This window comes from Brevundimonas sp. KM4 (assembly GCF_000964075.1).
In the GTDB taxonomy this organism is placed as follows: domain Bacteria; phylum Pseudomonadota; class Alphaproteobacteria; order Caulobacterales; family Caulobacteraceae; genus Brevundimonas; species Brevundimonas huaxiensis.
Window position 1 is genome coordinate 1 of sequence record NZ_JZRG01000006.1, and the last position, 13945, is coordinate 13945.

The window sequence follows — 13945 nt, forward strand, 5'->3', positions numbered from 1 at the left end:
CAGGGATTGGTGGAGCCGAGGGGAGTCGAACCCCTGACCTCGTCATTGCGAACGACGCGCTCTACCAACTGAGCTACGGCCCCGTTTCCAGCGTGGGATCGGGTTTCACAGGCGTGGCGGACATAGAAGGCGGGCGGGCGTGGTGTCAACGGGCTTGTGCGCGCAAAGCGCGCAGGTCGGATACGGCCGTTGTCGGAGCAGGGGCGAACAGGCTAGAAGCGCCGATCCAAGCAGGAGTTACCGTTCATGGGCTATGCGCTCGTCTGGTTGATCAACACCATCATCAGTCTGATGATCTGGTTCATCATCGCCCAGGCCATTCTGAGCTGGTTGGTGGCGTTCGATGTCGTCAACTATCGCAACCGCTTCGTCTATTCGGTGGGGACCTTTCTGGACCGGGTCACGGCGCCGCTGCTGGAGCCGTTTCGCCGCATCATTCCGAACTTGGGCGGCATCGACATCTCGCCCATCGTGGTGATCCTGCTGTTGCAGTTCATCAGCGTGCTGTTCAACCGCACGGCGGCGCCGGCCCTGATCCAGTTGCTCGGCTGAGGCGACACGCCGGGCGGAAATCTGATGCGAGAGGGTTGATCCGCTCTTGCGCCGCGCGCCTTCCTTTCTAAAGGTGCCCGCCCGACCACTTTCGACCACGGTTCATGACCACGATCACCACAGTCGCCATTCTGGGCGCCGGACAGATGGGCGCAGGCATCGCGCAGGCGGTCGCGCTCGGGGGCTATTCGGTTCGCCTTTATGACGTCGTCGCCGACCGGTTGCCGATGGCGCAGGGCGAGATCGCGGCCAGCCTGGCGCGTCATGTCGGACGCGGCCTGGTCGATCAGGCCGCCGCCGACGCGGCCCTGACCCGCATCACGACCAGCGACGGAATGGCCGAGGCCGTCGCCGGCGCCGATCTGGTCATCGAGGCGGCGCTGGAAGACGAGGCCGTCAAGAAGGCCATCTATGCCGAGGTGGTGCCGCACCTGGGGCCGCAGACCCTGTTGGCGTCCAACACCTCGTCAATCTCGATCACCCGCCTGGCGTCCTCGACGGACCGGCCGGACCGGTTCGTCGGCCTGCACTTCATGAAGCCGGCGCCGGTGATGAAGCTGGTGGAGATCATTCGCGGCATCGCCACCTCGGCCGAGACCCATTCCGCCGCCGTCGCCTTCGCCGAGAGCCTGGGAAAGACGACCACGGACGCCGAGGATTTTCCCGCCTTCATCGTCAACCGCATCCTGGTGCCGATGATGAACGAGGCCATCTTCGCTCTGTACGAAGGCGTCGGCAACGTCGCCTCGATCGACAAGGCGCTGCGCCTGGGCGCCAATCATCCGATGGGCCCGCTGGAACTGGCGGACTTCATGGGTCTGGACGTCGTCCTGGCCATCATGAACGTGCTGTATGACGGCCTGGCCGACAGCAAATACCGCCCCTGTCCGCTGCTGGTGAAATATGTCGAGGCCGGCTGGCTGGGCAGGAAGAGCGGACGCGGCTTCTATGACTATTCCGGCGCTGCGCCGGCGCCGACGCGATGAACCGGTTCGAGAGCTATTCCGACCTGCCCGGTCAGGCGACCATCGCCGCGCGGCCTGGGCGGACGCCTCGGATTCTGGCCTGCCTGGCCGGCGCGGCCTGGCCGCCTCTGTGGCTGACCCTGCCCTTCTGGCGGCCGCACGCCTATCTGCCGGGTCGCGACATGGACTGGCGGCTGATGGTGATGCTGATCGGCCTGATCACCGTGCCGCTGGCGCTGTATCGCGTGCTGAACGAGCGCAAGCGTGACGGCCGGCCCGGCACGCGGCTGGGCGTCGTCTGGCGCTTCATGATGTACGGCGGCCTGGCGGCGGCCCTGGTCCAGATCGTCGTCGCCCTGGGCATGAGCGTTATGGGCTGGTTCGAGGCCGGCGATGTGATTCAGGCTCTCGGTGCGACCGAGACCACCCTGCTGATCTTCGGCGTCGGCGGCCTGCCCATCGCCATAATCGTGGGCGTCAGCTACGCCCTGTGGGCCGGGTTATGCGCCGCCTTCATCGCCTTCGAGGCGCGGCCGGCGGTCAAAGACAGACTGGGCCTGATGCCCAAAGGCTGAGAAGCAGGGTTGGCATTCGCGCCTGACGCCTGAGTTCGAGGATTGGGGGATCCGAGAATGACCATGGACGACACGGACAAGGATGCGGCGGAAATCCTGTCGCCCGTCGCGGCGACCTCGCGCATCGCCAGCCTGGACGTCATGCGGGGGCTGGCGGTGCTGGGCATCCTGGCCGTCAATGTCGTCTCGTTCGGCCTGCCGGTCATGGTTTATCAGGACGCCAGCCTGAGCCCGTTTCCGGTCACCGGCGCCAACGCCGTAGCGCGCTGGACGATGGACGTCTTCTTCCACCAGAAGTTCATCACCCTGTTTTCGATGCTGTTCGGGGCCTCGATCTATCTGGTTGGGGGCGAGCGGGGCGATGCGGCGCGTGGCAAACTGCTGCGGCGCCGCCTGTTCTGGCTGGCGGTCATCGCCCTGATCCACGGCCTGGCCTTCTGGTATGGCGACGTGCTGCTGCTCTACGCCTGGTCGGGCTTGTTCGTGATGCTGTTGCGGTCGATGCGGGCGGGGACGTTGATCGGGATCGGCCTGGCGGTGACCCTGTTGCTGGGCGCAATGCAGGCGGGCGCGACCTGGCTGATGGTCGCCGGGCCGCCGGCGATCACCGAGGCGATGAACCAGGGCGGGCCGCATTACACCGCCGCCATGGTGACGGAGTCGATCGCCGCCTATCGCAGCGGCTGGACCGGGGCGATGGGCCAGAACATTCAGAACTGGCTGCTGCTGCAGGGCGCCAGCCTGACGATGTTCGTCTTCTCGACCGTAGCCCTGATGATGCTGGGTCTGGGCCTGTTCAAGGCCGGCGTGTTCAGCGGCCGGGCGCCCAACGGGGTCTATGTCGCCTTGATCGGCGTCGGCGGAGCCGTACTGGCCCTGCTGGGCGTGCTGGAATGGCGTGAAGCCATGGCCCCGGCCGGAACCCACCCGACGCGCGGCCTTGCGGAGGTCATCGCCTCCTTCCCCATCTTCGTCACCCTGGCCTATGTCAGCCTGATCGTGCTGGCGACGACGCGAGGGGCGGCCTGGATCACGGCGGCGCTGCGGCCGGTAGGTCAGATGGCCTTCACCAACTATCTGACCCAGACCCTGATCATGACCTCCATCTTCTACATGCCCTGGGGACCGCGCCTGTTCGGACGCGCCGACTATGTGCAGATGTGGGGCCTGGTCTTGGCGGTCTGGGCGCTGCAACTGATCTGGTCGCCACTGTGGTTGTCGCGGTTCAGCATGGGGCCGCTGGAGTGGGTTTGGCGCTGTCTGACCTATGGCCGGCGGGTGCCGATTTCAAAAGGCGGCTGACGGCGCTTTTATCGCAGGCGCGAAGCGATTAACTGAGGGCCATGGCCGCCCCGGATACTCCCGCCGAAACCTTCAAGCGCGCGCTGGGTCATGCCGCGCGGGCGCTCGCCGAACAGCCCGAGCTGGAGGTGGTGTTCGGGTCGGACGGGCCCAAGCTGTCGAACGGCGTCCTGACCCTGCCCCATCCGCCCCGCGATCCGTCAGGGCCCGAGAGCGCGTCCTTGCGCGGCCAGGCCGACCGGCTGGCGCTGCGTCTGGCCAATCACGATGCGGCGGTGAACAGCCGGATGCGGCCGGCGGACGTCAAGGCGGCCGAGGTGTTCGATGCGGTCGAACAGGCGCGCGTCGAGGCCTTTGGTTCGGAACATCTGGCCGGGGTGCGCGACAATCTGGGCGCCGCCCTGATCACGCGGCTGGAAAAGACCGGCGCCCTGCGCATCAGCGAGGCCGAGCGCGTGCCGGTGTCCGAAGCCGTGGCGCTTCTGGTGCGCGAACGGCTGACGGGGCGCCCCGCCCCCGACGGCGCCCGGGCCATGCTGGATCTGGTGCGCGCCAACATCGAGGCCAAGGCTGGGGCCAAGCTGGACGCCCTGGCCGGCACGGCGGGCGATCAGGAGGGCTTCGCGCTGAAGATGCGCGAGGTGCTGCGCGCGCTGGACCTCGACCCCGGCGACGGGCGCGGCGAGGACACGTCCGAAGATCCCGGCGACGAGGAACCGCATCCTCAGGACCCCGCGGCCGACGACGATCAGGACGAGGAGGAAGAGCAGGACGGCGGCGAAGGCTCTCAGTCGATGGAGGGCGACGCCGACGATCAGTCTTCCGAGCAAGAGCGTGAAAGCCGCCCCGAGGGCGCGCCCGCCGATCCCGACGGCGAAGGCGCCGACGACGGCCCGGAACTTCAGGAAGGCCAGCAGCCGAACCGTCAGCAGACGGCCGACGACGGCCGCGCGGTCGATTTCTACCGCGTCTTCACCACCGCCTTCGACGAGGTGGTGGACGCCGCCGACCTGTGCGACCCGGTCGAGCTGGACCGGCTGCGCGCCCTGCTGGACGGCCAGCTGGCCATTCTGTCCAGCGTCGTTTCGCGCCTGGCCAACAAGCTGCAACGCCGGCTGCTGGCGCAGCAGAACCGCTCCTGGGTCTTTGATCTGGAAGAGGGGATGCTGGACACGGCGCGCCTGACCCGGATCGTCACCGACCCGACCGCCCCCCTGTCGTTCAAGGCCGAGAGCGAGAGCCCGTTCCGCGACACGGTCGTGACCCTGCTGCTGGACAACTCCGGCTCGATGCGCGGGCGGCCGATCATGGTGGCGGCGGTCTGCGCCGACATCCTGGCGCGGACGCTGGAACGCTGCGGCGTCAAGGTCGAGATCCTGGGCTTCACCACCCGCGCCTGGAAGGGCGGACAAAGCCGCGAGGCCTGGATCACCGCTGGCAAGCCGCAAAATCCCGGCCGCCTCAACGACCTGCGCCACATCATCTACAAGGCCGCCGATGCGCCCTGGCGCCGGGCCAAGAAGAACCTGGGCCTGATGATGCGCGAAGGTCTGCTGAAGGAGAATATCGACGGCGAGGCCCTGCAATGGGCCCACGGTCGTCTGCTGGCCCGCACCGAACAGCGCCGCATCTTGATGGTCATTTCCGACGGTTCGCCGGTCGACGACTCGACCCAGTCGGCGAATGCGGCGCTTTATCTGGACAAGCATCTGCGCCAGGTGATCGCCGAGATCGAGGATCGCTCGCCGGTCGAACTGCTGGCCATCGGCATCGGCCATGACGTGACCCGCTGGTATCGCAGGGCCTTGACGATCGTGGATGTGGAACAGCTGGCGGGGGCCATGACCGAGAAGCTGGCCGAACTGTTCGAGAACGAGGGTGCGGCCGGTCCCACCCGTCGCGCCAAGCGAAAGCTGGCGGCATGAGTCGTTTCGGCCGGCTGGCCAGTGTCTGGATCGCCCTGTCGCTGTCGGCCTGCGCCGCCTCGCTGGGCGCGCCGCGTCCCTATCCGTTGTCGTCGGACGGCTGGACGCCCCGGGTCGCGGAACTGCGAAGCGTCAGCCTGGGCCTGCCCGGCGGCACGCAGTTGGCTGACGGCGTGACGTTCGCCGGCGGCCTGCAGGTCAGCGCCGCGCCGACCTCGCCGCTGCACAGCCTGTCGGACCTGAAGCTGACCGGCGACGGCGGTTTCGTCACGGTATCGGACACCGGTGATCTGGTGCGCGGCGACATTCGCCTGGACGTCCGGGGGCGGCTGATCGGCCTGGATCATTTCCGCTCGCGTCGGCTGACGCTTCAGGATGGCGCTGCGATTTCCGACAAGTCGGACGGCGACGCCGAGGGCCTGGCCATCATCCCCTCCGGCGATCTGCTGGTCAGTTTCGAGCGGCGTCACCGCATCTGGAACTACGGCCCGTTGTCGGCGCTGAAGACCCAGCCGTCGCCGGTGCTGTCGCCCGACTTCGCCTTCACCGAGAACGACGGGATGGAGGGTCTGGCCGCTGCCCCCGGCGGCTGGCGCGTCTCTGGCGAGGCCGGCGGCGTCTGGGATTGCGCGACAGCGAGCTGCACGGTCGTCAGCGCGCCGCCTGCAACCCCCATCCCCGACAGCGAATACCGCATCACCGGCCTGGATCGCGACCCGTCCGGCCCCGGATGGTTGGTGGTCCAGCGCCTGTACCGGGCGCCCATCGACATGCGCGCGCGCGTTCGCCGCATGGCCCCCGACGGAACGCTGGGGCCGGTGTTGATCGAGCTGAAACTGCCGGGCACCACCGACAACTTCGAAGGGATCGCCGCAGAGACGCGCAACAGCAGGACCCGCCTCTACATCCTGTCCGACGACAACTTCAATCCGGCCCAGCGCACCCTGATGCTGGCCTTCGACCTGCGCTAGGCGTCAGGCCGCGCCGGCCCACTGCGTCGGTTGCGAAGTCGATTCATCGGCTTGCAGGGCGCGCACGAAATCATCGCGCCAGATGCCGACATCGGTGGCGCGAACCACATCCATCAGGGCTTCCCATTTCCGGATCCGCTCGGCCAGCGGCATGGTCAGCGCCTTCTGGATGGCGTCCGACAGCTCCTCGCGACTGTAGGGATTGACCAGCAGCGCCTCGCCCATCTGTTCGGCCGCGCCGGCGAAGCGCGACAGGATCAGCACGCCGGGATCGTCCGGGTTCTGGGCGCAGACATATTCCTTGGCCACCAGGTTCATGCCGTCGCGCAGCGGCGTCACCAGACCGACCCGCGCCGCACGGTAGATGCCCGCCAGCTGATCCCGGCGATAGGTGCGGTTCAGATAACGGATCGGCTGCCAATCCATGTCGGCGAAGGCGCCGTTGATCCGTCCGGCCAGGGCGTCCAGCCGCGAACGAATGTCCTGATAGCTGTCGACGTCGTCGCGCGAGATGGGCGTGACTTGCAACAGGAAGACCTCGCCCCGCATCGAGGCGTTGTCGTGCAGGAATTGTTCGTAGCCCAGCAGCCGCTCTTCCAGCCCCTTTGAATAGTCCAGCCGGTCCACGCCCACGATCATCGACCGGAAGGCCGACGACGCCGCCATCCGGTCATAGGTCCGCGCGCCAAGCTGCGAGTTCCGCGCCGCCAGGAAACCATCCACGTCGATACCGATGGGGAAGACGCCGGTCTGGACCTTGCGCCCGAAACACTCCAGCCCGCCGGTCCCGTCCAATTCGCCCTGAGCCTCTGACACCACATAGTCGGTGAACAGATCGCTCCATTCCTGCGTATGGAAACCGATCAGGTCGAAGTCGAACATCGACTCCACCAGCCGCCGGTGGTGCGGCAGGGTCACCAGCAACTGCCGCGCCGGCCAGGGCGTGTGCAGGAAGAAGCCGATCCGGTTGCGAATGCCCAGGCGGCGCAGATCCCGCGCCATCGGGATCATGTGATAGTCGTGGATCCAGATCATGTCGTCCGGCTGGATCAGCGGCGCCAGGGCCTCGGCGAAACGTCGGTTCACCCGCTCATAGCCCTCGCCGTAGGACCGTTCGTACTGGGCCAGGTCGATGCGGTGGTGGAACAACGGCCACAGCGTCTTGTTGGCGTAGCCGTTGTAGTATTCATCGACATCCTGCCCCTCCAGATCGACGAGCCCTACGGTGACGCCGGCACGGTCCTCAATCTTCACCTCGCCGCTGTAGTGATCCACCCGCTCGCCCGACCAACCGAACCACAGGCCGTCGTATTTTCTGAGGGCGGCGGACAGGGCCATGGCCAGGCCGCCGGCGGACCCTGCGGCGGGGTCGGTCGAGGCCGAAACCCGGTTCGAAACAACGATCAGGCGGCTCATGACTTCACTTCACTCGGCGACCCCAGCCCCGGGGTCCAGACATTAACGCACATCGGTCCAAGAACGGCTCAGCAGCACGGCGCAATTGATGATGCCGACCAGGGAATAGGTCTGCGGATAGTTGCCCCACAGTTCGCCATCGTCGATCGAGATATCCTCGCTCAACAACCCTGCAGCCGTCCGCCGGCTCAGCATCTCCTGGAAGATGGTGCGGGCTTCCTCGATGCGGCCGTTCTGGTGCAGGGCTTCGATGAACCAGAAGGTGCAGAAGTTGAAGGCGGTCTCCGGCTCGCCGAAGTCGTCCGGCTCCACATAGCGGAACAGGTGGCTGCCCTTCTTCAGGTCGCGCTCGATGGCGTCGAAGGTGGCGACCTGACGCGGATCGTGGGCGTCGAGGAAGCCCAGGTCGGTCATCTGCAGCAAGGAGGCGTCCAGCTCGCGCCCGCCGAAGCTGGCGGCGAACCGGCCCTCATCGGGCAGATAGGCCTCCGCCTCGATCCGCTGACGGATGATTTGCGCCCGCTCACGCCAGAAGGCGGCCCGATCCGGCAGGTTCAGATGGTCGGCCGCCTTGGCCAGACGATCGCAGGCGGCCCAGCACATGACGGACGAATAGGTGTGGACCCGCGCAATGGTGCGGAACTCCCAAAGGCCCGCATCGGTCTGATCGTGCATGGCGAAGGCGCGCTCGCCGATGGCTTCCAGCGCGTGGAAATCCTCCAGCGTACCCGGACGCAGCAGCCGTGCGTCGTAGAAGGCCTGGACAAGCGGCAGCACGATCTGTCCGTAGACGTCGTGTTGCAGATGTTCGTGCGCCTGATTGCCGATCCGCACCGGCTTCATGCCGCGATAGCCCTCGACGCTGTCGATGATGCTCTCGCCGATCCCGGGCTCCAGACCCACGCCGTAAACCGGCTGGACGTGGCCGCCCGCGGAATCGTCGACCAGGTTCCTCAGATAAACGAGATAGTTCTCCAGGATGTCGACCGCGCCCAGCCGGTTTAACGCCCGCACCGTGTAATAGGCGTCGCGGATCCAGCAGTAGCGATAGTCCCAGTTGCGCCCGCTCTCCTTGAACTCGGGCACCGAGGTCGTCATGGCGGCGACGATGGCGCCGGTCTCTTCATAGGCGCACAGCTTCAGCGTGATCGCCGCGCGGATCACAGCTTCCTGATAGTCGAGCGGCAGATAGAGTTTGCGCACCCAGTCTTGCCAATAGGCAACCGTGCGATCCAGCGCGCCCTGAACGCCGTGGCCGACATCCTGATCGTAGCCCTCATCCGGGCCCAGGAAGAAGGCGTGCGACCGCTCCAGCCGGAACACGCGCTCTTCCAGCACATGCGACACGGGACAATCGGTCGTCAATCGGAAGGTGACGTCGGCGCACATATAGCGGATGTGGTTGGATCCGGAGGTGTGCGGCGCCCGGCGCGCGCCCCAGTCCGTCGAGGGCCGCAACCGCACACGGATGCGCGGCGTGCCCGACAGCGGCCGCACGATGCGGGCGAAGGCCAGCGGCCGATAGGTGCGCGAATGTTTCGGGTGACGCGGGGCGAAATCGATGATCTCGGCCGACGATCCGTCCTCGGCCGTCATCACTGTGCGTAGAACCGGCGTATTGCGGACATAAGCCTGATCGATCGACTTCACGTCCTCCATCTCGATGGCCCAGAAGCCGTGCTCGGGCTCCATGCCATCCATCAGTGCGGAAAAGACCGGGTCGCCGTCCACGCGCGGCGCGCATGCCCAGACGAAACGCCCCTGACGGTCGATCAGGGCGCTGACGCCGCAGTTGCCGATGGGGAACAGGTCAAGATTGGGCTTCATCGATTCAGGACTTCGCTACGGCTTCAAGCCAGGTGAGCACGGCATCCACATCGTCCAGCCGGTAACGCGCCGCCGTCTCGCGCTCGGGGCCGACCAGCACGCCGTATCCGCCCAGCGCCGCCGCAGCCTCGAACCCGTATTCGTCGGTCAAATCGTCGCCCAGCATGACCGGGACGGCGCCTTTGAACGGCGCCTCCTGCATAAAGGCTGTGACGGCCGTGCCCTTGTCGGCGCCGGGCGTCTTCAGCTCCAGCACCATATGACCGGGTTGGAGCGTCAGTCCCGTCTCTGCCTGAAGCTCGGCCGCCAGCCCCTTGGCGGCGCCGGCTTCATCCGGCGCCTGACGATAATGCAGACCGACGGAGACGCCCTTGTCCTCGACGATCACGCCGGGGCGATCGGCGGCGAACTCCTCGAACGCGTCCAGCGCCTGGGCGACGCCAGCGTCGGGGGTCTTGCGCTCGATGGAGCCGTCCTTCAGACGCCGCTCCAGGCCATGCACGCCCGAGCCCGAGACAAGGGCATGATCGGAAATGCGGTCGATCTCGGCGAGGGTGCGTCCGCTGACGATGGCGACGCGGCCTGCAAGTCGCGCCTCGACCGCCTTCAGCGCCGCCGTACGACGCGCGGTCGGCACGACGGCGTCGGGCGTCGGGGCCATCGGCGCCAGCACGCCGTCCATGTCCAGAAACAGGGCGATCCCGTCGGCGACGACGGGCGGCGTCGGGAGCAATAGCGTGGCGGCTCCGGCATGAGACGGCATTGACGATCAAACTCTTTGTTTTAGTTCCCCGGTCGGCGTAACGCGCCAGAGCGGCAAAGGTTGACCAGAAACCGACAAAGTCGTCTGAAAGGGAGGCGGCGCGCGAAACGCACTTATGGCGGATCGCGCTCGTCAAAGAAGGAGAGCCCGGCTGCGGGCCAGGAAACAATGACCGAGATCGCTCACTCGACCCCCGACGACATCGCCGTGATGACCGACCGCGCCCGTGAGGTCGTGCGCCTGAACATCGAGGCGCTGGAGGCGCTGGAACGCTCGATCGACGTTTCGCTGGCGCGCGCAGTCGATGTCATCATGAGCCGGCCGGGCTATGTCGTCGTCACCGGCATGGGCAAGTCGGGCCATATCGGCGGCAAGATCGCCGCCACCCTGGCCTCCACCGGCACCAACGCCTTCTTCGTCCACCCGGCCGAGATGAGCCACGGCGATCTGGGGATGCTGCGCCCCGACGTGACGGTGCTGGCCATCTCCAACTCGGGCGAGAGCCGCGAGCTGCGCGATCCGCTGATCTATTGCCAGCGCAACGGCATTCCCGTGATCGCCATCACCCAGCGGCCGGCCAGCTTTCTGGGCCGCAACGCAGCGGTCTGTCTGACCATGCCCAAGGTCGCGGAGGCCTGCCCCAACGGCTTGGCGCCTACCACCTCGACCCTGATGACCCTCGCTCTGGGCGATGCCTTGGCCATGGTGCTGATGGATCGCCGCGAGTTCACGGCCATGGACTTCGGCCTGCACCACCCCGGCGGCGCCCTGGGCATGAGTCTGCAAAGCGTGCGCGAATGGATGGGCGACAATGCCGCCGTACCGGCCAGCGTGCCGTTGAACGCCAGCTTCGGCGATGTGGTCTCGGCGATCACCGAAGGTCGCAAAGGTGCGGTGGCCGTGCTGGACGCCGATGGCGCGCTGGCTGGCATCGTCACCGACGGCGACCTGCGCCGGGCCTTCCAGCGCGACACCACCCATCTGACGGCGGCCGATATCATGAGCGCCAATCCCATCACCGTGGATCCGGATGCGCGGATGAGCGACGTCGTCGATCTGTTGACCGCCAACAAGATCGCCAATCTGTTCGTGGTCGAGGACGGCAAGCCCACGGCCATCGTCCATATCGCGGAACTGATGCAGGCCGGCTACGTCGCCTAGGATGCGCATTCTCTACGACGCCAGCCGGCTGATGAGCCGGGCCGAACGGTCGGCGCCGACGGGCGTGGACCGGGTGTGTCTGGCCTATGCCGAATGGCTGCTCGCCTCGCCCGATGTCACGACCATCCCGGTGCGTGGCCGCAAGAACCGGTTGGTCGCGGTCGAGATCGGCTGGTTCCGGCGGTTCGTGGCCGACCTGCGCGCCAAATGGAACGGCGCCGCCAGCACGGCGGCCGATCTGGCGCACGAACAGCGGCTGCTCGCCGCCCTGACTTCAGAGCGACGGCCGGCAGCCTCGGTGCTGTGCCCAGCGCCCGCGCCCGAGAAGGAGAAGCCCGCCGACAAGACGCGGGTGTTCAAACAGTTCTTCCGTTCGCGCCACGTCGCCCCGCTGCCGCAGGCCGACCTGTATCTGACCGTCGGCCACACCACCCTGCACGAGCCGACCGCGCTCGAAGATCTGAAGGCTGCGGGGATCGAACGCGTCGTGCTGCTGCACGATCTGATCCCGGTCACTCACCCTGAATTCTGCCGGCCCGGCGACGGCGACAAACATCATGCGCGGGTCTCAAACACCCTGCGTCTGGCAAGCAGGATCATCGTCAACTCCGCCTACACGGGCGACGAACTTCGCGCCTTCGCCGAGCGCGAGGGCCTGCCGCTGCCGCCGGTCCACGTCGCCCACCTGGGGCTGGAGCCGGCCTTCGTCGCCGGCGACGCGATTGAGGCGCCGCGTCCCTATTTCGTACACGTCGGCACGATCGAGGCGCGCAAGAATTTGGCCTTGCTTTTGACTCTCTGGCGGCGCCTCGAAGAACGGATGGGCGATCAGACGCCGTCCCTGGTGCTGGTTGGTCGCTACGGCTGGGAGAACGAGGCGGTGCTGGATCATCTGCAGCGCTCGCCCAATCTGCAAGGGGTCGTTCACCAGGCGGCGAATCTGTCCGATGCTGTCTTGGCCAGGCTGATGCGCGGGGCCCGCGCCATACTCGCCCCCTCATCCGTCGAAGGCTTCGACCTTCCCGCCGTAGAGGCCTGCGCCATGGGTCTGTCGCTAATCGCCTCCGACATTCCGCCCCACCGCGAGTTGACGCCGAACGCCGAACTGATCGATCCGCTTGACGGCCTAGGTTGGCTGGCCGCCATCGAGCGCGCGACCAAGGCGGCGCCGATACCCTCGCCCTCCTACAGGGCGCCGTCCTGGACCGAGCATTTCCGCAGCATCGCTGACGCCATCGGGCTTCAAACCGTTTCGCCACTGGCGAGCGCGCCCAAAGGCTTGTAATCAATCCGCGAACGAGGGCTTTCCAGCTTCATGACGCGCACCATCCTGCCGCTTGCTATTGTCGCCATTCTCGGCGGCTGCTCCACCCTACCTAGAGACGGGCCCTCGGGCGCTTCGGTCAACGCCGGGGCCACCACCGCCTCGGCGCTGGGCAGCTACGCGCTGGTGCCGCTGACGTTCGAAGCCACCGAACGTATGAAGCAGATCCCGCCGCAGTTCTTCGGCAGCCTCGCGGCAGGATCGAGCGATCAGCCCGCAGACGTGATCGGCGAGGGCGACACCTTGGCGATCTCGATCTTCGATCCGTCTGGTTCGCTATTCGGTGGAACCCTGGGTGCCGGCTCCGCGTCGGGCCGTAACGCCGCCACCATGTCCGGCGGCAATCAGGCGCTGCCGGGTGCGACGGTCGATCGGTCAGGCTCAGTGACCATTCCGTTCGGCGGGCAGGTTCGGGTTCAGGGCCTGACCTCCACTCAGGCGGCGGCGGCGATCCGGCGCGCCCTGGTCGGCAAGGTCGCCAATCCGCAGGTGCTGGTGTCCATCGCCGGCAATGCCTCCAACACGGTCAATGTGTTGGGCGACGTGCGCCAGCCGGGTCGTGCGCCACTGGGCGTCAACAGCGACCGCATCCTGGACGTGATCGCTGCGGCCGGCGGCTCAGCCCGCACCACCGACGACCTGACCATCTCGATCCAGCGCGAGGGCCGCACCTACACCGCGCCGCTGTCGGCCGTGACGACCGAGTTCGGCGAGAACGTGCGTCTGCAGCGCGGCGACGTGGTCAATGTCCAGTACAAGCCCCGCCGCTTCTCGACCTTCGGCGGCCTGAACGCCGTGGCCCAGGTCGATATGCCGGCCGGTCCCGTGACCCTGACCGGCGCCCTGTCCAAGGTCGGCGGCCTGAACACCAATACCGCCAATGCGCGTCGCGTTCTGATCTTCCGCTTCGAACGTCCCGAGGTGGCCCAGGCGCTGGGCATCAACCAGCCGGCCACCCCGCGCGGCGTGCCAGTCGTCTACGAACTGGACTTCAGCGACGCCGCCAACGTTTTCGCCGCCACCAACATGGAAGTCATGCCCGAGGACGTGATCTATGTGCCCTTGGCCGGCGCCGCGGAGATGCGCAAGTTCTTCGAGGTCGTTCAGAGCCTGACCCGCGTCGTCTATGACGTGTCGGTGACCAGCACGCTCAACAACGACTAA

Annotated in this window: 12 protein-coding genes and 1 tRNA gene; 9 read left to right on the plus strand and 4 right to left on the minus strand. The window is 66.8% G+C overall.

What is annotated here, in order from left to right; translation table 11 throughout:
• Positions 1 to 7: 7 nt before the first annotated feature.
• Positions 8 to 83, minus strand: a tRNA-Ala gene (locus VH88_RS02805).
• A 163-nt stretch (positions 84 to 246) separates the two neighbouring features.
• Here VH88_RS02805 and VH88_RS02810 point away from each other — a divergent pair.
• The 6 genes from VH88_RS02810 to VH88_RS02835 all read left to right on the plus strand — a co-directional run bounded on the left by VH88_RS02810 (position 247) and on the right by VH88_RS02835 (position 6290).
• Positions 247 to 552, plus strand: a complete 306-nt coding sequence (locus VH88_RS02810; protein ID WP_017504977.1) for a YggT family protein — start codon at positions 247 to 249, stop codon at positions 550 to 552.
• A 104-nt stretch (positions 553 to 656) separates the two neighbouring features.
• Positions 657 to 1538 (plus strand): 3-hydroxybutyryl-CoA dehydrogenase, encoded by an 882-nt coding sequence (locus tag VH88_RS02815; protein ID WP_045809911.1) that lies wholly within the window; start codon positions 657 to 659, stop codon positions 1536 to 1538.
• Positions 1535 to 2092 carry a hypothetical protein gene (locus VH88_RS02820; protein ID WP_045809912.1) on the plus strand — a complete coding sequence of 186 codons (558 nt, stop codon included), beginning with the start codon at positions 1535 to 1537 and terminating at the stop codon, positions 2090 to 2092. Before VH88_RS02815 ends, VH88_RS02820 begins: the two co-directional genes overlap by 4 nt.
• 57 nt (positions 2093 to 2149) lie before the next feature.
• Positions 2150 to 3394, plus strand: coding sequence for a DUF418 domain-containing protein (locus VH88_RS02825; protein WP_052689468.1), 1245 nt, complete (start codon positions 2150 to 2152; stop codon positions 3392 to 3394).
• A gap of 41 nt (positions 3395 to 3435) precedes the next feature.
• Entirely contained in the window at positions 3436 to 5319 is a 1884-nt protein-coding gene (gene cobT, locus VH88_RS02830; RefSeq protein WP_045809914.1) for a cobaltochelatase subunit CobT, read from the plus strand.
• Positions 5316 to 6290 carry an esterase-like activity of phytase family protein gene (locus VH88_RS02835; protein ID WP_045809915.1) on the plus strand — a complete coding sequence of 325 codons (975 nt, stop codon included), beginning with the start codon at positions 5316 to 5318 and terminating at the stop codon, positions 6288 to 6290. The genes cobT and VH88_RS02835 overlap by 4 nt, the downstream gene beginning before the upstream one ends.
• Positions 6291 to 6293: 3 nt before the next feature.
• On the opposite strand, the gene VH88_RS02840 is transcribed toward VH88_RS02835, so the two are convergent.
• Genes VH88_RS02840 through otsB form a run of 3 tightly spaced genes read right to left on the minus strand, consistent with a single transcriptional unit; the run spans position 6294 to position 10296 of the window.
• The gene (locus tag VH88_RS02840) at positions 6294 to 7706 is read right to left on the minus strand and encodes a trehalose-6-phosphate synthase (RefSeq protein WP_045809916.1); all 1413 of its coding nucleotides are present in this window, start codon (positions 7704 to 7706) and stop codon (positions 6294 to 6296) included.
• Positions 7707 to 7748: 42 nt separating this feature from the next.
• Positions 7749 to 9533: a glycoside hydrolase family 15 protein gene (locus VH88_RS02845; RefSeq protein WP_045809917.1), complete on the minus strand. Its 1785-nt coding sequence runs from the start codon at positions 9531 to 9533 to the stop codon at positions 7749 to 7751.
• Positions 9534 to 9537: 4 nt separating this feature from the next.
• Positions 9538 to 10296, minus strand: a complete 759-nt coding sequence (gene otsB, locus VH88_RS02850; RefSeq protein WP_231576568.1) for a trehalose-phosphatase — start codon at positions 10294 to 10296, stop codon at positions 9538 to 9540.
• 168 nt (positions 10297 to 10464) lie between these two features.
• Here otsB and VH88_RS02855 point away from each other — a divergent pair, with 168 nt between their 5' ends.
• Genes VH88_RS02855 through VH88_RS02865 form a run of 3 tightly spaced genes read left to right on the plus strand, consistent with a single transcriptional unit; the run spans position 10465 to position 13945 of the window.
• The gene (locus VH88_RS02855) at positions 10465 to 11457 is read left to right on the plus strand and encodes an SIS domain-containing protein (RefSeq protein WP_045809919.1); all 993 of its coding nucleotides are present in this window, start codon (positions 10465 to 10467) and stop codon (positions 11455 to 11457) included.
• Position 11458: 1 nt separating this feature from the next.
• On the plus strand, positions 11459 to 12742 hold the full coding sequence (locus VH88_RS02860) for a glycosyltransferase family 1 protein (protein ID WP_045809920.1): 1284 nt from the start codon (positions 11459 to 11461) through the stop codon (positions 12740 to 12742).
• Positions 12743 to 12772: 30 nt separating this feature from the next.
• Complete coding sequence (locus VH88_RS02865) at positions 12773 to 13945, plus strand: polysaccharide biosynthesis/export family protein (RefSeq protein WP_045809921.1); 1173 nt, start codon at positions 12773 to 12775, stop codon at positions 13943 to 13945.